Below are 16,147 nucleotides of genomic sequence, written 5' to 3'. Positions count from 1 at the left end.
CGCCGGGGGCCGGAATTAGCCTGCCCCGATGGGGATCATGAGCATGGAAAGCGACGCCGAACTGGCCGTCAGGGCCGCTCGGGCGGGTGCGGCCGTCGTGCGGGAGATGTACGGGGCTTCGCTGACGCGGCACGAGAAGGGCGGGGGTGACTTCGCCACGGCCGCCGACATCGCGGCGGAGGAAGCCGTCCTCGGGGTGCTGCGCGCGGAACGGCCCGATGACGCGGTGACCGGGGAGGAGAGCGGGGAGTCCGGGGCCGCAGGGGCGGGGCGGCGGTGGCTGGTCGACCCGTTGTGCGGGACGTTGAACTACGCGGTGGGCAACATGCTCGTCGCGGTGAACGTCGCGCTGCGGGACGGCTCCCGCATCGCGGCGGCTGCCTCCGCCGATCCGTTCAGCGGCGAGGTGTTCTGGACCGACGGGGCGGGGGCGTGGGTGCGGCGTGAGGACGGGCGGGACGAGCGGCTCATACCCTCGGCGGGCTCCCGGCTCGTCGACCTCAACCTGGACCCGCCCTTCCCGCACGCGCCCGGCTTCCGCGCGGTGGCGCTCATGGCGGCCCCGGGGTTCGTCGCCGGGTTCCGGCCGCGCGTCGTCTCCAGCACGGTGGCCGTCGCCTGGGTGGCAGCCGGGCGCCGGGCCGCGTACGTCACCGACGGCGGGCCCGGTCTGCGCCTGGACAGCGTCCACTTCGCGGCGGGCATCGCGCTGTGCGAGGCGGCCGGATGCGTCGTGACGGGGATCGACGGGCTGCCGGTGGACCAGGGCGAGGGCGGGCTGATCGTCGCGGCGGACCACGAGACGCACGCGGCGCTGCTGGAGTTGGCGCGGGGCGGGGCGACTGCCGGGAAGTGAAGGTGAGCGGCGCTCGGTGCGTCGCTCACACGATCGTGGGACGCTGAGGAAAGCGGCCCCCGCGCCGCCGCACCGTCGATCTACGTTCCTCGGACAGGCTTCGGAAGAAGGGACCCGCGATGACCGCTGCGATGGTCGAACGCCAGCAGGACCCTGAAGGCCGCCAGTGGGACTACCTCCTGCGCACCTGGTAGGAACTGGACGTGCCCGAGGGATGGCGTGCCGAGATCGACGAAGGGCAGATCGTCTTGGTGCCGCCGTCGCACGCGCATCACCATGGGATCGCCGCCAAGGTGCAGCGCCGCCTCTACGCGAATCTGCCTGACGAGTTGGGGGTGTACCAGACGCTGGGCGTGCACGTCGCGCCTCTCGACAAGCTCTACGTTCCCGATCTCGTCGTCATGCCGTCCGAGCTGATCGACGCCGCCGACCCCGACGCCAGCGCCCCGATGGACGCCTCCGAAGCGCTCCTCGTCGTGGAGATCACCTCGAAGGGGAACGCCCGCGAGGACCGTACGAAGAAGTACCGCGCCCATGCCCGCGCCGGTGTGCCGATGTACCTGCTGATCGACCGGTTCGATACCCGGGCGGCCATGGCCACCCTCTTCACGGAGCCGAGCGAGCACGGCACGTACAAGCACTCGGACGCGGTGCCGTTCGGCAAGCCGCTCGCGTTGCCCGCGCCCTTCGACGTCACGCTGGCCACGGACGGCTTCCCGGTCCGAGAGATACGCCGAAGCGGCGGCCCTCCCCGGTATGGGAGGTGGCCGCCGCTCCGTAGCCGTACGGGTCAGACCGACGCCGGCGCCTTCGCCGTCGCTGCGGCGGGGGCCGGGTCCGGGGTCGCCGTGGGGGCCGCCTCCTCCTGGGGCACGTTGAACTCCGCCAGGAGTTCCTTGCTGAAGCCGAAGAAGTACGTGGCCAGGAAGCCCGCGAGGTAGCCGACGACCAGGCCGCCCGCGTAGATCGCGACCGTCGCGCCCAGGCCGTGGTTGCCGTCGAGCAGCGGGAACAGGGCCCAGCCCGACGGGCCGATCGCGGTCGAGCCGACCGCGTCGCCCAGCTGGTTGAAGAAGCCGACGAACGCGCCGCCGAACGCACCGCCCACGCACGCCGTGACGAACGGGCGGCCGAGGGGAAGCGAGACGCCGTAGATCAGGGGCTCACCGACGCCCAGGAAGCCGGCCGGGAGGGCGGACTTGATGGTCTTGCGGATCGACTCGTTGCGCGGGAGGCGGAAGTACGTCGCGATGGCCGCGCCGACCTGGCCGGCCCCGGCCATGGCGAGGATCGGGAGCAGGACCGTGTAGCCCTGCTGCTCGATCAGCGTCGTGTGGATCGGGATCAGCGCCTGGTGCAGGCCCAGCATGACCAGCGGGAGGAAGAAGCCGCCCAGGATCAGGCCCGCGCCCGCGCCGCCGTTGGACAGCAGCCAGTCGGCGAAGTCGCCGATGGCGGTGGAGACCTCGCCCGCCACGTACATCAGGCCGAAGATCGTGACCAGGCCGGAGACGAGGACCGTCAGCGTCGGCGTGACCAGCACGTCCAGCGCCTCCGGCACCCAGCGGCGGCACCACTTCTCCACGTACACCGCGAGCACCGCCGCGCCCAGCGCGCCGAGGACGCCGCCCTGGCCGGGGGAGAGCTTCTGGCCGAACGCCTCGATGTTCGCGACGCCCGGGAAGACGATGATCGCCGCGACCGCACCGCCCAGGATCGGCGTGCCGCCGAACTCCTTCGCCGTGTTGTAGCCGACGAAGACCGCGATGAGCGCCATGAAGCCGGAGGCCATCGCCGCGAGCGCCGGGGTGACCGAGGTCAGCCAGCCGAGGTTGACCAGCAGGCCGTTGAGCCCGGCGATGATGCCGCAGCCGATCAGGGCCGGGATCAGCGGCACGAAGATGTTCGCGATGCGGCGCAGGAACAGCTTGAACGGCGTCGCGTTCCTCGCCTTGCGGGCCGCCCTCATCTCGGCGCCCTGCGCGGCCAGTTCCTCCGCGGTCTGCGGGGCGGAGGACGTAGCGGCGGACGGGGCGGGGGCCTCGGCCTTCCCCTCCTCGACGAGCTTCTCGAACTCCGGCGTGACGCGGGCGACCGTACCGGGACCGAGGACGATCTGATACGTGTCGTCCTCGACCACGCCCATGACCGCGGGGACGGCCTTCAGCGCGTCGTCCTGGACGAGCGAACGGTCGTGCAGCCCGAGCCGGAGCCGGGTCATGCAGTGGGCGATGGAGCTGACGTTCGCGGCGCCACCGACGAGCGGAAGGATCGCGGCGGCAGTGGCGCGGTTCTTGTCTTCTGTAGCCATGGTGCGTGGTGCCTTGCTGTGCGGGGGAGGGGGTGGTGCGGTGGGTCAGGTGGTGCGGGGGGCGGCGGCGAGCGCGGCGCGGAGGTGGCCGTTCGACTCGGTCAGCAGCGCGGCGGCCGTGGGGCCGTCGACCTGGCCGAGGATCGTCAGGATGGCGTTCTTCACCTCGCCGCCCGTGGCGGCGAGCGCCGTCTCGATCTCCTCGTCGGAGGCGCCGGTGGCCAGCGCGACGATGCGCCGGGAGCGGGCCTGCAGCTTCTCGTTGGAGGCGCGCACGTCGACCATGAGGTTCCCGTACGTCTTGCCGAGCCGGATCATCGTGATCGTCGAGATCATGTTGAGCACGAGCTTCTGCGCCGTACCGGCCTTGAGGCGGGTGGAGCCGGTCAGCAGCTCGGGGCCGACGACGACCTCGAGCGGGTGCTCGGCGGCGGCGCCCAGCGCGGAGTCCGCGTTGCACGACAGGCCGAGGGTCAGGGCACCCTTCGCGCGGGCGTGCTCCACGGCCCCGATCGCGTACGGCGTGCGGCCGGAGGCGGAGATGCCGACCACCGTGTCGTCGGCGGTGAGCTTCAGCGCCTCCAGGTCGGCGGCGGCCAGCTCCTTGCTGTCCTCCGCGCCCTCGACGGCGGTGACCATCGCGGACGGGCCGCCCGCGATGAGGCCGACCACGTCGGCCGGGTCGGTGTTGAAGGTGGGCGGGCACTCGCTGGCGTCCAGGATGCCGAGCCGGCCCGCGGTGCCCGCGCCCGCGTAGATCAGCCGGCCGCCCCGGGCCATGCGCTCGGCCGTCCCGTCGATCGCGGCGGCGATCTGGGGGAGCCGCTCGGCGACGGCGGCCGGGACCGTCTGGTCCTCGCCGTTCATGATCCGGGCTATCTCCGCGGTGCCCAGCCGGTCGATATCAGCGAGCTCCGGGCGGAACGCCTCGGTGGTGAGGGTCGCGAGCTGGGCGCGCAGCTCGCCGTAGCCGTCGGGGGTGGCGTCGGCGTCGGTCAGGGAGGTCATGGAGGGCGGCTCTGCTTTCTCGTGCGGGTGCGGGTGCGGGTGCTTCGGGGGTGCGGGCTGCCGGACGGGGTCCGGGTGACGGTCAGCGGGTGCGCGGGGTGTGGCGGTGGGCCAGTGCCTCGTAGGAGGCGGCGAGGGCCGGGGCGGCCGTCTCGTACGTACGCTGGGCGACCCCTATGAAGAGGCAGTCCACGACCAGGAGCTGGCTGGTGCGGCTCGACATGGCGGCCGGGCGCAGCTCGCTCTCGCGGGCCGTGGACGTCGTCAGGACGTGGTCGGCGTACTGCGAGACGGGGCCGTCGGGGCGGCCGGTGATCGCGACGGTCGTCGCGCCCCGGTCGAAGGCGACGCGCAGTGGCTCTATGACGTCGCCCGTCGAGCCGGAGTGCGTGATCGCGATGGCCATGTCGCCGGAGCGGAGCTGCACGGCGTTGGTCACCGCGAGGTGCGGGTCCGTGTGGGAGTGGGCGATCAGGCCGATCCGGGACAGCTTCTGGGCCAGGTCCTGGCCGACGAGGGAGGACGCGCCGACCCCGTAGATGTCGATCCGGCGGGCCGTGGCGGCGGCGGCGACCGCGGCGCCCAGCTGCACCGTGTCGAGCCCGGCGGCCGTGTCGGCGAGGGTCTGCTGCTCGTCGTAGGCCAGCTTCGCGACCACGTCGGCGATCGGGTCGTCCACCGCTATGTCCGCGGTGACGGCGGGGGCGCGGCCGGACTCCTGGTGGGCGGCGAGACCGGCGAGCGCGAGGCGCAGGTCGCGGTAGCCGGGGTAGCCCAGGAGGCGGGCGGTGCGGACCACCGTCGCCTCGCTGGTGCCGGTCAGCTCCGCGAGACCGGTGACCGTCAGGGCGGCGCAGCCCGCCGGGTCGCCGGCGACGGCCTCGGCGACGCGCTGCATGGAGCGGGTCATCGACGGCGACAGCGTCCGCACCTTGGCGGCCAGGGCCGCCGGGGCGGGCGGCGAGTCCGTACTGAAACTTTCCTTCAGGTCATTGGTCACCTTTGAAAGATATTTTCAAGCCCCGGGCCCGTCAACCCCCTTTGGTGTGACCTCTGAAAGAAACCGTTGACACCGCACCCTGGGACCCGGAACGGGGCGGGTGGACAATGGGTCCATGGAGCAGAACCCACCGGAGCCCGACCGCCTGGAGCAGGCGCTGCACACCGCCCGCGCCCTCGTCATGGCCGACCTCGCCGCCGGTGACGTCGCCGAGGCGCAGATCGTCTCGATGGTCGAGGACGCCGTGACGCACCGCCGCTGGTGGGTCGAGCAGTGGCCGCAGGGCGCCGAGTTCGTCGTGGGCCTGGTCGCCCAGGACGTGCAGGACGCGCTCCTGGAGAAGTACGGCCGCTGGCCGCTGTGCCCGGTCTGCGACGCGGGCGACCCGCACGCGCTGGACGTCGAGCCGGAGCTCGGGCCGCACCCGCACTGGGTCTGCACCAAGGCCGCGGTGGCGGTCGCGCCGGTCGGCGCGCTCAGCGGCATACTCCGGCGATGACGCGGTGAACCGATGACGCTCTACATCGACCCGCCGACCTGGCCCGGACACGGGCGGCTCTGGTCGCACCTGGTCAGCGACGTCTCCTTCGAGGAACTGCACGCCTTCGCCGCTTCCATCGGCGCCCCGGCGCGCGCCTTCGAGCGCGACCACTACGACATCCCGTCCGCGCGCTACGAGGACGCGGTACGGGCCGGGGCGCGGGAGATCGGCTCGAAGGAGCTGGTCCGGCGGCTCACGGCGGCGGGCCTGCGGCGGCCCAAGGGACGCCCGGCCCCTGACCGGCCTGTCCCCTATACGCCCGGCCCCTGACCGGCCTGCCCCCTATACGCCCGGCCCCTGACCGGCCTGCCCCCGGACCGCCCGGCTCAGCCCATGAGACCTCTCAGCCCGTGGCGCACTCCGAAGACTCCACCGGCGCCGCCTTGGGCGAACCCTGCGCCACCAGCCGGGAGGACGCCGAGGCGCGCGAGCGCTGGAGGCGCAGCGAGAACACCACGGCCACCAGCGCCGCCACCGTCATCGCGGCGCCCGCCCAGGCCGTCGCCGCGAAGCCGAAGTCCGCGTCGATCACCGTGCCGCCCAGCCAGGGGCCGCCCGTGTTGCCCAGGTTGAACGCGGCCGTCGTGGTCGCGCCCGCCAGCGTCGGGGCGGCACCCGCCACGTTGAACATCCGGGCGTTGAGCGCCGGGGCGGTGTAGAACGCCGACAGGCCCAGCAGGAACGACAGCGTGATCACGGCCGCCTGGTTCGACGCGAACAGCGCCAGTGCCGCCAGGAACACCGTCGACGCCGCGATCCCGCTCAGCAGCACCCCGAAGAGGTGCGCGTCAGCGACCCGGCCGCCGATCGTCGTACCGACCAGCGCGCCCACCCCGAACAGCGCCAGCACGGTCGGCACCCAGCCGGAGTCGAGCCCGGCCACGTCCGTCAGCAGCGGCGCGAGGTAGCTGAACGCGCAGAAGACGCCGCCCGCCGCGAGCGCGGTGATCACGATCGACAACCACACCTGCCGGTCGCGGTAGATGCCCATCTCGCGCTTGAGCTGCGGCTTCTCGTCCGGGAGCGGGATACGCGGAATCAGCGTCACCACCCCGACCAGAGCCACCGCCGACGCCGCGCCGACCGCCCAGAACGCGGACCGCCAGCCCAGGTTCTCGCCGAGGAACGCCCCGAGCGGGACGCCCAGCACGTTCGCGATGGACAGCCCGCCGATCATCACGGCCATGGCCCGCGCCCGCGCGTTCACCGGCACCATCGCGATGGCGACGGCCGCCCCGACGGCCCAGAAACCGGCGCACGCGAACGCGCTGACCACGCGGGACGCGAACAGCACCTCGTACGTCGGCGCCAGCGCGCCCGCGACCTGGCCGAGGCCGAAGACCGAGATCAGCGCGATCAGCGTCGTCCGGCGCGGCAGCCGCAGCGTGGCCACGGCGAGCAGCGGGGCGCCGACCACCATGCCGATCGCGAACGCGGATATGAGGAGTCCGGCGCGCGGAATCGACACGTCCATGTCATCGGCGATCGGCGGCAGCAGCCCGGAGAGCATGAACTCGCTCGTGCCCAGGGCGAAGACCGAGAGGCCGAGGATGTAGACGGCCAGGGGCATAGGGGAGCGGCCGCGCGCGGCTGAGTCAGGCATAACAGCACCCAACACGGGCCGGGACCCGGGAATTCCCGCCTCAGCGCGTGAGCAGCTCCAGCTCCGTCAGCAGGTTCTGCCGCGCCTTCGGCTCCCACTCGGCCGTCCCGAACGGCGTACGGAACAGCCTCGGCAGCCCGAGGAGCTGCCGCAGGACCGCCGCCCGGCCCTCCCGGAACGCCTCCTCCGGCACGAAGCCGTACTCTTCGCGGACCTGCGCCGCGTATTCCGCGTACTCCTTCGGCGGCGCCGCCAGGATCGCCAGATCCGCGTCGCACAGCACCTCGCCGTTGGTGTCGCCGACGGCCGGGTCGTGCGTGACGGTGAGCCGGACCAGCCGGGCGACCTCCCCGGTGACCGCCTCGGACACCCCCGCCTCCGGCAGCGCCCGCTCGGCGAGGACCGCGCTGCGCTCCTCGTTCTCCGACCGGTCGGGGCGGTAGACCGCGTCGTGGAACCAGGCCGCGAGGCGTACGGCGTCCGCGTCGGCGGCGTGCCCGGCGAGCGTGTCGATCCGGTCGAGCACCGCCGCCAGGTGCGCGGTCGTGTGGTACTTGCGCTGCGGCTCGGCCCAGCGGGCGAGGAGATTGTCGGCGTACGGAAGCGGGTCGGGCCCCTCCGCACCGGCCCGGGCCGCGAGGAGTGCGTCCTGCCAGCGGGTGCGGAGGGCCTGGGCCATGTCGTCCATGCCCCGAGGGTAGGGGGTGCCCCGGGCGGTCAGTGGCCGGGCGGGGTGTCCAGGGCCAGGGCGGCGTAGGTGGCCAGCCAGTGGTCCGAGCTGAAGTCGCCGGAGGAGACCGTAGGCAGCCCCGCGGCGAGGTGCGCCTCGGCGGCGGCGGCCAGGGCGTCGCGGGCGGGCCCCTCGCCCAGCGCGTCGCCGATCGTGCGGAGCGCCGCCGCCCGGCTGAGCGTGAGGCCGAGCAGGTGGCCGATCTGCGGGTCGGCGTGGTCGGAGACGACGGGCGGGGTGAGCAGCGGGGACGTGGTCAGCTCCGGCAGGAACCCGGCCAGCCAGCTCCGGAACGCGTCGGCGGGCAGCACGCGGCGCATCGCGTCCGCCTCGGTCAGGGCCGGGGAGAGGAAGTCCTGCCCGGACGGTTCCCAGTGGACGGGGGCGTCGTGGTCCCCGGAGAACCAGTCGCGGAGCCGGTCCGCCACCGCCTCCAGGACCGCCCCGGACAGCCCGGCGCGCTCGCCCGCGTCCAGGACGAGCCCCAGGCCGAAGGCGCTGTTGGGGTGGACGCCGTGCCGGATCGGGTACGTGGCCCGGGGCAGCCAGCCGGTGAGGAGGTCGCCGACCGCCCCGACGGCGGGGGCGAGCGCGTCGGCCCAGCGGTCGCCCTCCGGGGTGCCGGACGCGCGGCACTCGGCCGCCAGCGCCACCAGCCACGCCCAGCCGTAGGGGCGCTCGAAGTGCGGGCGTCCGCGCAGGTAGGCCGCCTCGACGGCGAGGTTCTCCGGGGTGAGGTGCGTGTCCAGCACCTCCCGGACGCGGGTGGTGAGGGTGGCGGGGAGGTCGCCGGTGGGCGCGAAGCGGCGCAACAGCCGGACGAGCAGCCAGTGCATGTGCACCGTGGAGTGCCAGTCGTACCCGCCGTAGAACGCGGGGTGCAGTACGCGGGGCTCGACCAGCTCCTCGGGCCCGGCGTACAGGTGGGCCGGGGCGTTGGGGTATTCGCGTACGACGTTGGCGAGGGCCAGTTCGGCGAAGGGGACGGCGTACGCGGCGGGGAGCGCGGGGGACATCGGGGTCACTCCAGAGGGTGGGCGGGGTGCTCGGGTCGGAGCCGTACGGGGACGGGCGCGGTGGTTCAGAAGGCGAACAGGGCCATGATCGCGATGTTGCAGACCAGCAGGGCCGCGGCCGTGGGGAGCTGGGCCTTGATCGGGCCGTACTGGTCCTTGAGTTCGAGCAGGGCCGCGGGGACCAGGTTGAAGTTGGCGGCCATCGGCGTGACGAGGGTGCCGCAGAAGCCGCAGAGCATTCCGATGGCGAGGATCGCCGGGGTGTTGCCGTGCATCTGCTGGATGAGGACCGGCCAGCCGATCGCGGCGGTCATCACCGGGAACGCCGCGAAGGCGTTGCCCATGACGATGGTGAACAGCGCCATGCCGCAGCAGTACACGGCGACGGCGACGAACTTCTGGCCGTCCGGCAGGACCGCCTCGGTGATCCTGCCGACCTGCTCGCCGACGCCCGCGGACTGGAAGATCGAGCCGAGCACGGAGAGCAGCTGCGGCAGGAGCAGCGCCCAGCCCATCGATTCGAGCATGTTGCGGCCGGCGTGCAGCGGTACGGAGATCTTGCGCTCGCGCAGCAGCAGCATGCCCACGGCCAGCGCGGCGACGGCGCCGACGCCCAGGCCGAGGATGGTCTCGTAACCCGGCTCCAGGACGGGTTCGCCGTCGATCTTCCAGTTCTTCACGAGCGTCGCGCAGATCATCGCGACGACGGGGATGGTGAGCGCCGGCAGGAACAGCTTGTTGCCGAGGAGGGCGGCGGAGGCGGCGCGCTTCTCCCGGGACGGCGTGTGCGACGCGCCCTTGCCGGTGAGGCCGAAGCCGCCCAGGACGATCAGGACGAGGACGGCGACGCCCAGGGGTTCGGCGGGGAGGGACTTGTCGACGACCCCGGTCGAGTAGAAGAACGCGGCGCCCAGCAGGCCCCAGAAGCCGGCCGAGCCGAAGCGCTTCGGGTTGGTGCGGTCCATGGCCATCTGCGCGGCCATGACGAGGAACACCGCGCCCACGAGCCAGAAGAAGTACTCGGACTTGATCACTTGGCGTCCTCCGTCCGGACCTCGGCGAGGCCCGTCAGGTCGTTCTCGGCGGCGGCGACGGCGAGTTCGCGCTCCAGCTGCCGGTCGAGGTGGAGCAGTCGGGCCCCGTGGATCAGGAAGGCGCAGATCGCGGAGGGGATGGCCCACAGGGCGAGGTGCAGGGGTTCGAGGTGCTGGTCGTAGGTGGAGTTCACGAAGCCGGTGATCAGCAGGATCGATCCGATGGCGATGAAGCAGTCCTCGCCGAAGAACACGCCGATGGTGTCGGCGCCGGACGCGTGCGAGCGGACCTTCTCGCGCAGCTTCTGCGGCAGCGGGCGCCCGGCCTTCGCCTCGGCCGCGGCCTCGGCCATGGGGGCGATCAGCGGTCGGACGCTCTGTGCGGGTCCGCCGATGCTGGTGAGGCCGACGGAGGCGGTGAGCTGCCGGATCAGCAGGTAGAGCGCCAGGAAGCGGCCGGTGGTGAGCTTGCCCAGCTTCCCGATGAGCGTACGGGCCTGCTCCTGGAGTCCGTACCGCTCCAGCAGTCCGATGACGGGCAGGGTGATGACGAAGACGGTCACCGAACGCGCGGAGGCGAAGCTGTTGCCGAACGAGGCGAGCACTTCCTGCGGGGAGAGCTTGCCGAGCAGCCCGGTGACGATGCCGGCGACGCCCACCACGAGGAGGGGATTGCGGCGGGTGGCGAATCCGAGGATCACCACGAGCACGCCGAGGAGAACGATCACGCGTCGGCCTTCTTCCGCGCATGGACGTGCAGGCGAGGCTGCGCGGTCCTGACAGGACGGGGGTATTTCGCGAGACCCTAGGCGATTGTTCAACAAACACACAAGGGTGTGGGGTACACGAATGTGTCGACGGTCCGGCGAAGGGCGTCGCGAGCCTTGTCTCCGTAGGAGGCGCCCCGTCCTGGGGCCGGAAGGATCGTGGAACGTTCGGTGTGCGGGAGCGCCGGGGCGCCCGTCGGCCGGGCGGTGCCGGACCCGGCTAGCGCGCGGTCAGGCGCTCCGCGTACGCCTCCGCCAGCTGGCGCCGTGAGTCCTCCAGGTAGAAGGCGAGCATCCGCTCCGCGCCCGCCGCGTCGCCCTCGGTGAGCCGGTTGGTGATCTCCCTGTTGCGGGAGAGGTAGGGCTCGTGGAACCTGCGCGGGTCGGCCATCACGTGGAACGCCAGCCGGAGTTCCGCGAGGACGCTGCGCATCAGCTCGTCGGTGCGGGGACTGTTCGCGAGTCCGGCCAGGGCCTGGTGAAAGCGGATGTTCGCGGTCGAGCAGACCGCCCAGTCGCCCGCCTGCGCCGCCTGCTCGCCCGTGGACACGGCCGCCTCGACGTCCGTCAGGTCGTACGGCGGCTCGCCCAGGTTCCGCAGGGCGGCGCACTCGACGAGGAGCCGGACCCGGTAGATGTCGATCAGGTCGTCGACGGCGAGGACGCGGACGAAGACGCCCTTGTTGAGCCGGTGTTCCAGGAGGCGTTCGTGCGAGAGCAGGCGGAACGCCTCGCGCAGGGTGTTCCGGGACACCGCGAGGGCGCCGCTGATGCTCTCCTCGGAGAGCCGGCTGCCCGGCGGGAAGTAGCCCGCGGCGATGCGGTCCCGGAGGACGACCGCGACCCGCTCGGCGGTGCCGGACCGGGCGAGGGGCGCGCCGTCCGACGCGGGGGCCGATGCGGGGTCCGGCGCGGGGTCCGAAAGATCCGAGAGGTCCGGAACGGTCCGGCCGTTCGCAGTCTCCGCCATGCCCCGTCCCCTGCCTTCCCGGCGCACGTCGTGCGGGTGCGCACCCTGTGATCAGTGAACCGTACGGGCGTCCCGGCCTCCAATCCGGGTCTTGTCAGATTGTTGAACAATCGCTAGCGTGCGCCCGTGATGGATCTGACGAACCCGGTGACCGAGGCGGACCGCGCCCATCCGATGGATCTCAACGCCGATCTCGGTGAAGGGTTCGGGCGCTGGACCCTCACCGACGACGAGGCGTTGCTCGACTGCGTGACCAGCGCGAACGTCGCCTGCGGCTTCCACGCGGGCGACGCGTCCGTGATGCGGCGGGTCTGCGACGCGGCGGCGGCCCGGGGCGTCCGGATCGGGGCCCAGGTCTCGTACCGCGACCTGGCCGGCTTCGGGCGCCGCTCCATGGACGTGCCCCCGGCCGAACTCACCGCCGAGATCGCGTACCAGATCGGCGCGCTGCGGGTCTTCGCCGAGGCGGCCGGTTCCGCGGTCGCGTACGTGAAACCGCACGGCGCCCTGTACAACCGCGCCGTCTGGGACGACGGCCAGGCCGCGGCCGTGGTCGAGGGCGTCGCGCTGGCGGGCGGGGACCTCGCGGTCCTCGGACTCCCCGGTTCGCGCCTCCTCGCCCACGCGGCGGCGGCGGGCCTCGCCACCGTGGAGGAGGCGTTCGCCGACCGCGCGTACACCCCGGGGGGCACCCTCGTCCCCCGGAGCGAGCCCGGTGCGGTGCTGCACGACGAGGACGAGGTCGTGCGCCGCAGCGTCGGGATCGCGGTGGACCGGGCCGTCACCGCCGGGGACGGCAGCCGCATACCGGTCGCGGCCCGCTCGCTCTGCGTCCACGGGGACACCCCGGGCGCGGCGGCGCTGGCGCGCAGGATTCGCGGCGCGCTGGAAGCGGCGGGCGTCACCGTGCGGGCGTTCACGTGAGCGGGGAGGCGGGGGCGGCCGGGGCCCCGGGGGCACCCGAGGCAGCCGGAACCGTCGGGGGAATGCCCGAGCGCGGCCGTGGGGGGATCGCTGCTGCGGACGCCGGGCCCGGCGTACCCGAGACCGCTTCCGGCGGCCTCCGCGTGCTGCCCGCCGGGCCCGGCGCGCTGCTGGTCGAGCTGGACCGCGGCGAGCACGCCGAGGCCCTCCACGCCGAGTTGCTGCGGCGGCGCGCACGCGGTGAGCTGCCCGCCGTGCGCGAGATCGTGCCCGGCGCCCGGACCGTCCTGCTCGACGGCATCGCGGACCGCACCCCGGACGGCCGCGCCGCGTTCGCCCGCGCGCTCGTCTCCTGGGAGATACCGCCGCTGCGGCGCGACGCCGTGGACGCCGTCGAGATCCCCGTGGTCTACGACGGGCCGGACCTCGCGGACGTCGCCGCCGCCTGGGGCGTCACCGCCGACGAGGTGCCCGGCATTCACGCCGGGACCGAATTCCGGGTGGCCTTCTGCGGGTTCGCCCCCGGCTTCGGCTACCTCACGGGCCTCCCCGCACACCTGCGTACGCCGCGCCGTGCGACCCCGCGCACCCGTGTCCCGGCCGGGGCGCTGGCCCTCGCCGGCCCTTACACCGGGGTCTACCCCCGTACTTCGCCCGGCGGCTGGCAGATCATCGGGCGGATGCCCGGACCGCAGGAGCTGTGGAATCCGGGCCGGGAGCCGGCCGCGCTGCTGAGCCCCGGGACGCGGGTGCGGTTCGTCGCTACGGAGGCGCGGTCGTGACCGGGCGCGTCGAGGTGGTCAGGGCCGGGGCCCTGACCACCGTCCAGGACGCGGGGCGCGGCGGCTGGGCGCACCTCGGGGTGCCCCGGTCCGGCGCCCTGGACGCCCCCGCCCACCGGCTCGCCAACCGGCTGGCCGGGAACCCCGGCACGGCGGCGGTCCTGGAGACGACCGTCACCGGCTGTGCGGTCCGCCCGGACCGGCCGGTCGTCGCGGTCGTCGGCGGTGCGCCCTGCCGGGTCACGGTCGACGGGCGACCTGCCGCCTGGGGGGCGCCCGTGCGCGTACCGGCGGGCGCGGTGCTCGACGCCGGTCCCGCGGCGCGGGGCCTGCGCAGCTATCTCGCGTTCGGCGGCGGCCTGCTGCCGGAACCGGTGCTCGGCAGCCGTTCCGCGGACCTGCTCTCCGGCCTCGGCCCGCCGCCGCTGCGGGACGGGGACGTGCTGCCGCTCGGGTACGCGACCGGGGCGCCGCCTCCCGTCGCGGACGCCGTGCCGTGGCCGGCCGCGCCGGACGTGGTCGTCCTGCCCGTCCATCTCGGGCCCCGCCACGACTGGTTCACCGACGCGGCGCTGCGGACGCTGACGACGGCCGCGTACCGGGTCTCGCCGCAGAGCAACCGCATCGGCCTGCGCACCGAGGGCCCGGCCCTGGAGCGCGCCCGTACGGACGAACTGCCCAGCGAGGGCATGGTGTTCGGCGCCGTCCAGGTCCCCCCGGACGGCCGGCCGGTGGTCTTCCTCAACGACCATCCGACGACGGGCGGTTACCCCGTGGTGGGCGTCGTGGCCGAATCCGCGCTCGCGGCGGCGGCCCAGGCGGGGGCGGGGACGCCGGTGCGGTTCGTGCGCGCCGGAGGGTGAGTCCGTGCGTGCTGTGGGGTGAGGTCGTGCGTGCGCGCCGGGGGTGAGGTCGTGCGCGCCCGGGGGTGAGGGGGAGGATGCGTCCGGTGGGGGCCGGTGGGCCCGGGGACGGCCAAGGGGGACCGCATCCATGCGCTTGTCGCGGCCTACGTCGAGACGAACCAGCGCCTGCGCGGGGAGGCGGACGCGCAGCATCCGGTGCTCGGTCTCACCTGGGCCGCGAGCCGCGCCGCCGCCTGTGTGGTCGCCGCGTGGCTCGTGGGGCATACGGCGTGGAGCTGGTGGCGGGGGCGGACGGCCGGTGGGCCGGCCGGCCGGCTCTGATGCTCCCCCCCCCGCGAGGCCATATTCGCGCGACACACGTGCGACGGCTCTGGAAACCTACGCACGGGCGCGCGGAGGGCGGGCCCGGTGACTGGATGGGGGACCGATGGCTTTCGTGCTGGCAGGGCCTGTTCTGGAGGGTTCCCGGGTGCGGCTCGAACCGCTCGAACACCGGCACGCGGAAGGGCTGTTGCGGGCGGGGCGGGAGAACCGGGACTCGTACGGGTTCACCTGGGTGCCGGGGCCCGGGGAGGTCGAGGGGTACATCGACGCCCAGTTGGGGCGGGCCGCCGACGGGAAGCTCGCGCCGTACGCGCAGGTGGACCGGGCCTCCGGGCAGGTCGTCGGGGCCACCGCCTTCTGGGAGCCGCGCCACTGGCTGGGCGAGGACAGGCTGAGCGCGATCGAGGTCGGCTTCACCTGGCTCGCCGCGTCCGCGCAGGGCACCGGGGTGAACACCGAGTCCAAGTACCTGCTCTTCCGGCACGCGTTCGAGGTGTGGGGCGTGGCGCGGGTGGACCTCAAGACCGATGCGCGCAACCGGCGTTCGCGGGCCGCGATCGAGTCGGTGGGCGCGCGCTTCGAGGGCGTCCTGCGGAACTGGTCCCGCTCCTGGGCGCCCGGCGAGGAGGGGAAGCTGCGGGACTCGGCGATCTTCTCCGTCACGGCCGAGGAGTGGCCCGGCGTACGGGAGCGCCTGGAGGCGCGGATCGCGCGCTGAGGGCCGGCTCGTACGCCGTACCGGCTCCTTTACGATCACCGCATGATTGAGGGAAAGCTCGTTCGAATCCGCGCCCTGCGCGCCTCCGACCTGGACGCCCACCTGCGATGGCGCAACGACCCCGAGGTCGTGCACTGGGCCACCGGTGGCGACCCGCACTTCGGGCCCGTCACCCGCGAGGCCCTGGAGGGGTTCCACGACGCGCGCCTCCGGCAGGACCCGCGTGCGGAGGCCTCGCTCACCGTGGAGGACCTGGCCGACGGGCGGGTGATCGGCACCGTCGACTACCGCGACGTCGAAGCGTTCACCCGGCAGGCGACGGTGGGCATCACCATCGGCGAACGCAGCCACTGGGGAGGCGGATACGGCTCCGAGGCCCTGGGGCTGCTTCTTGAACACCTCTTCGGCGCGTGCGGGATCCGGCGCGTCGAACTCGACACCTGGAGCGGCAACGAGCGCGCCATGCGGACCTTCCGGCGCGCCGGGTTCGTGGAGGAAGGGCGCCGGCGCTCCGCCGTCCGCGTGGGCGACCGCTGGTACGACCGGGTGGTCTACGGCCTGCTGTACGAGGAGTGGGCGGAGCGCCGGGGCTGACGGCGGAAGGGGCCTGAGCCCTGCACCTCCACCCGGCCCCGGCGGCGATCCCAGCCGTCCGGCGTCCGAGGACGGAACCGGGGCCCCCTGGTGGGCGGTGCGC

18 protein-coding genes and 1 pseudogene are annotated in these 16,147 nt (G+C 73.6%); 10 read left to right on the top strand and 9 right to left on the bottom strand.

The genetic code is table 11. The features are described from left to right. Positions 1–28: 28 nt before the first annotated feature. Both BLW14_RS13990 and BLW14_RS13985 read left to right on the top strand, forming a co-directional pair. Positions 29–856, top strand: a complete 828-nt coding sequence (locus BLW14_RS13990; protein WP_093707600.1) for an inositol monophosphatase family protein — start codon at positions 29–31, stop codon at positions 854–856. 119 nt (positions 857–975) lie between these two features. After that, positions 976–1,575 (top strand): annotated as a pseudogene (locus tag BLW14_RS13985) (Uma2 family endonuclease); the annotation flags it as partial. A gap of 71 nt (positions 1,576–1,646) precedes the next feature. Here the strand turns inward: BLW14_RS13985 and BLW14_RS13980 are convergent. The 3 genes from BLW14_RS13980 to BLW14_RS13970 all read right to left on the bottom strand — a co-directional run bounded on the left by BLW14_RS13980 (position 1,647) and on the right by BLW14_RS13970 (position 5,175). Continuing rightward, the gene (locus tag BLW14_RS13980; protein ID WP_093707598.1) at positions 1,647–3,167 is read right to left on the bottom strand and encodes a PTS transporter subunit EIIC; all 1,521 of its coding nucleotides are present in this window, start codon (positions 3,165–3,167) and stop codon (positions 1,647–1,649) included. 45 nt (positions 3,168–3,212) lie between these two features. Then, positions 3,213–4,175, bottom strand: a complete 963-nt coding sequence (gene murQ / locus BLW14_RS13975; RefSeq protein WP_093707597.1) for an N-acetylmuramic acid 6-phosphate etherase — start codon at positions 4,173–4,175, stop codon at positions 3,213–3,215. A gap of 82 nt (positions 4,176–4,257) precedes the next feature. Next, positions 4,258–5,175, bottom strand: a complete 918-nt coding sequence (locus tag BLW14_RS13970) for a MurR/RpiR family transcriptional regulator (protein WP_018519584.1) — start codon at positions 5,173–5,175, stop codon at positions 4,258–4,260. 115 nt (positions 5,176–5,290) lie between these two features. On the opposite strand from BLW14_RS13970, the gene BLW14_RS13965 reads away from it, so the two are divergent. Both BLW14_RS13965 and BLW14_RS13960 read left to right on the top strand, forming a co-directional pair. Then, positions 5,291–5,674 carry a hypothetical protein gene (locus tag BLW14_RS13965; RefSeq protein ID WP_093707595.1) on the top strand — a complete coding sequence of 128 codons (384 nt, stop codon included), beginning with the start codon at positions 5,291–5,293 and terminating at the stop codon, positions 5,672–5,674. Between the two features lie 12 nt (positions 5,675–5,686). After that, positions 5,687–5,986 carry a DUF4031 domain-containing protein gene (locus BLW14_RS13960; protein ID WP_093707593.1) on the top strand — a complete coding sequence of 100 codons (300 nt, stop codon included), beginning with the start codon at positions 5,687–5,689 and terminating at the stop codon, positions 5,984–5,986. Positions 5,987–6,059: 73 nt separating this feature from the next. On the opposite strand, the gene BLW14_RS13955 is transcribed toward BLW14_RS13960, so the two are convergent. The 6 genes from BLW14_RS13955 to BLW14_RS13930 all read right to left on the bottom strand — a co-directional run bounded on the left by BLW14_RS13955 (position 6,060) and on the right by BLW14_RS13930 (position 11,836). After that, positions 6,060–7,286 (bottom strand): Cmx/CmrA family chloramphenicol efflux MFS transporter, encoded by a 1,227-nt coding sequence (locus BLW14_RS13955; protein WP_093707591.1) that lies wholly within the window; start codon positions 7,284–7,286, stop codon positions 6,060–6,062. A 73-nt stretch (positions 7,287–7,359) separates the two neighbouring features. Further along, entirely contained in the window at positions 7,360–8,007 is a 648-nt protein-coding gene (locus tag BLW14_RS13950; RefSeq protein WP_093707589.1) for an HD domain-containing protein, read from the bottom strand. Positions 8,008–8,036: 29 nt separating this feature from the next. Further along, positions 8,037–9,065, bottom strand: a complete 1,029-nt coding sequence (locus tag BLW14_RS13945; RefSeq protein ID WP_093707588.1) for a DUF2891 domain-containing protein — start codon at positions 9,063–9,065, stop codon at positions 8,037–8,039. Between the two features lie 65 nt (positions 9,066–9,130). Beyond that, complete coding sequence (locus BLW14_RS13940) at positions 9,131–10,099, bottom strand: DUF979 domain-containing protein (RefSeq protein WP_093707586.1); 969 nt, start codon at positions 10,097–10,099, stop codon at positions 9,131–9,133. After that, complete coding sequence (locus BLW14_RS13935; protein WP_093707583.1) at positions 10,096–10,827, bottom strand: DUF969 domain-containing protein; 732 nt, start codon at positions 10,825–10,827, stop codon at positions 10,096–10,098. Before BLW14_RS13935 ends, BLW14_RS13940 begins: the two co-directional genes overlap by 4 nt. A gap of 259 nt (positions 10,828–11,086) precedes the next feature. Continuing rightward, positions 11,087–11,836 carry a GntR family transcriptional regulator gene (locus tag BLW14_RS13930; protein WP_093707581.1) on the bottom strand — a complete coding sequence of 250 codons (750 nt, stop codon included), beginning with the start codon at positions 11,834–11,836 and terminating at the stop codon, positions 11,087–11,089. Positions 11,837–12,010: 174 nt separating this feature from the next. Here BLW14_RS13930 and BLW14_RS13925 point away from each other — a divergent pair, with 174 nt between their 5' ends. The 6 genes from BLW14_RS13925 to BLW14_RS13900 all read left to right on the top strand — a co-directional run bounded on the left by BLW14_RS13925 (position 12,011) and on the right by BLW14_RS13900 (position 16,044). Next, entirely contained in the window at positions 12,011–12,760 is a 750-nt protein-coding gene (locus BLW14_RS13925) for a LamB/YcsF family protein (RefSeq protein ID WP_093710724.1), read from the top strand. Positions 12,761–12,903: 143 nt separating this feature from the next. Further along, positions 12,904–13,542: a 5-oxoprolinase subunit B family protein gene (locus BLW14_RS13920; RefSeq protein ID WP_093710723.1), complete on the top strand. Its 639-nt coding sequence runs from the start codon at positions 12,904–12,906 to the stop codon at positions 13,540–13,542. Further along, positions 13,539–14,405 carry a 5-oxoprolinase subunit C family protein gene (locus tag BLW14_RS13915; protein WP_093707579.1) on the top strand — a complete coding sequence of 289 codons (867 nt, stop codon included), beginning with the start codon at positions 13,539–13,541 and terminating at the stop codon, positions 14,403–14,405. The genes BLW14_RS13920 and BLW14_RS13915 overlap by 4 nt, the downstream gene beginning before the upstream one ends. 96 nt (positions 14,406–14,501) lie before the next feature. Further along, complete coding sequence (locus BLW14_RS13910; RefSeq protein ID WP_256332770.1) at positions 14,502–14,729, top strand: hypothetical protein; 228 nt, start codon at positions 14,502–14,504, stop codon at positions 14,727–14,729. Between the two features lie 106 nt (positions 14,730–14,835). Then, the gene (locus BLW14_RS13905; protein ID WP_093707577.1) at positions 14,836–15,450 is read left to right on the top strand and encodes a GNAT family N-acetyltransferase; all 615 of its coding nucleotides are present in this window, start codon (positions 14,836–14,838) and stop codon (positions 15,448–15,450) included. Positions 15,451–15,492: 42 nt separating this feature from the next. Then, the gene (locus tag BLW14_RS13900) at positions 15,493–16,044 is read left to right on the top strand and encodes a GNAT family N-acetyltransferase (protein WP_093707575.1); all 552 of its coding nucleotides are present in this window, start codon (positions 15,493–15,495) and stop codon (positions 16,042–16,044) included. The last annotated feature ends 103 nt before the right edge of the window (positions 16,045–16,147 follow it).

The sequence above is a fragment of the Streptomyces sp. 2131.1 genome, assembly GCF_900105515.1.
Lineage (GTDB): Bacteria > Actinomycetota > Actinomycetes > Streptomycetales > Streptomycetaceae > Streptomyces > Streptomyces drozdowiczii.
This window is presented reverse-complemented; position numbering and strand designations above follow the sequence as displayed.

What these genes read in the sequence shown, in the direction of transcription:
- BLW14_RS13990 (WP_093707600.1), top strand. Translation starts at nt 29, where the DNA reads ATGGGGATCATGAGCATGGAAAGCGACGCCGAACTGGCCGTCAGGGCC.
- BLW14_RS13980 (WP_093707598.1), bottom strand. Translation starts at nt 3,167, where the DNA reads ATGGCTACAGAAGACAAGAACCGCGCCACTGCCGCCGCGATCCTTCCG.
- murQ (WP_093707597.1), bottom strand. Translation starts at nt 4,175, where the DNA reads ATGACCTCCCTGACCGACGCCGACGCCACCCCCGACGGCTACGGCGAG.
- BLW14_RS13965 (WP_093707595.1), top strand. Translation starts at nt 5,291, where the DNA reads ATGGAGCAGAACCCACCGGAGCCCGACCGCCTGGAGCAGGCGCTGCAC.
- BLW14_RS13960 (WP_093707593.1), top strand. Translation starts at nt 5,687, where the DNA reads ATGACGCTCTACATCGACCCGCCGACCTGGCCCGGACACGGGCGGCTC.
- BLW14_RS13955 (WP_093707591.1), bottom strand. Translation starts at nt 7,286, where the DNA reads ATGCCCCTGGCCGTCTACATCCTCGGCCTCTCGGTCTTCGCCCTGGGC.
- BLW14_RS13950 (WP_093707589.1), bottom strand. Translation starts at nt 8,007, where the DNA reads ATGGACGACATGGCCCAGGCCCTCCGCACCCGCTGGCAGGACGCACTC.
- BLW14_RS13945 (WP_093707588.1), bottom strand. Translation starts at nt 9,065, where the DNA reads ATGTCCCCCGCGCTCCCCGCCGCGTACGCCGTCCCCTTCGCCGAACTG.
- BLW14_RS13930 (WP_093707581.1), bottom strand. Translation starts at nt 11,836, where the DNA reads ATGGCGGAGACTGCGAACGGCCGGACCGTTCCGGACCTCTCGGATCTT.
- BLW14_RS13925 (WP_093710724.1), top strand. Translation starts at nt 12,011, where the DNA reads ATGGATCTCAACGCCGATCTCGGTGAAGGGTTCGGGCGCTGGACCCTC.
- BLW14_RS13905 (WP_093707577.1), top strand. Translation starts at nt 14,836, where the DNA reads ATGGCTTTCGTGCTGGCAGGGCCTGTTCTGGAGGGTTCCCGGGTGCGG.
- BLW14_RS13900 (WP_093707575.1), top strand. Translation starts at nt 15,493, where the DNA reads ATGATTGAGGGAAAGCTCGTTCGAATCCGCGCCCTGCGCGCCTCCGAC.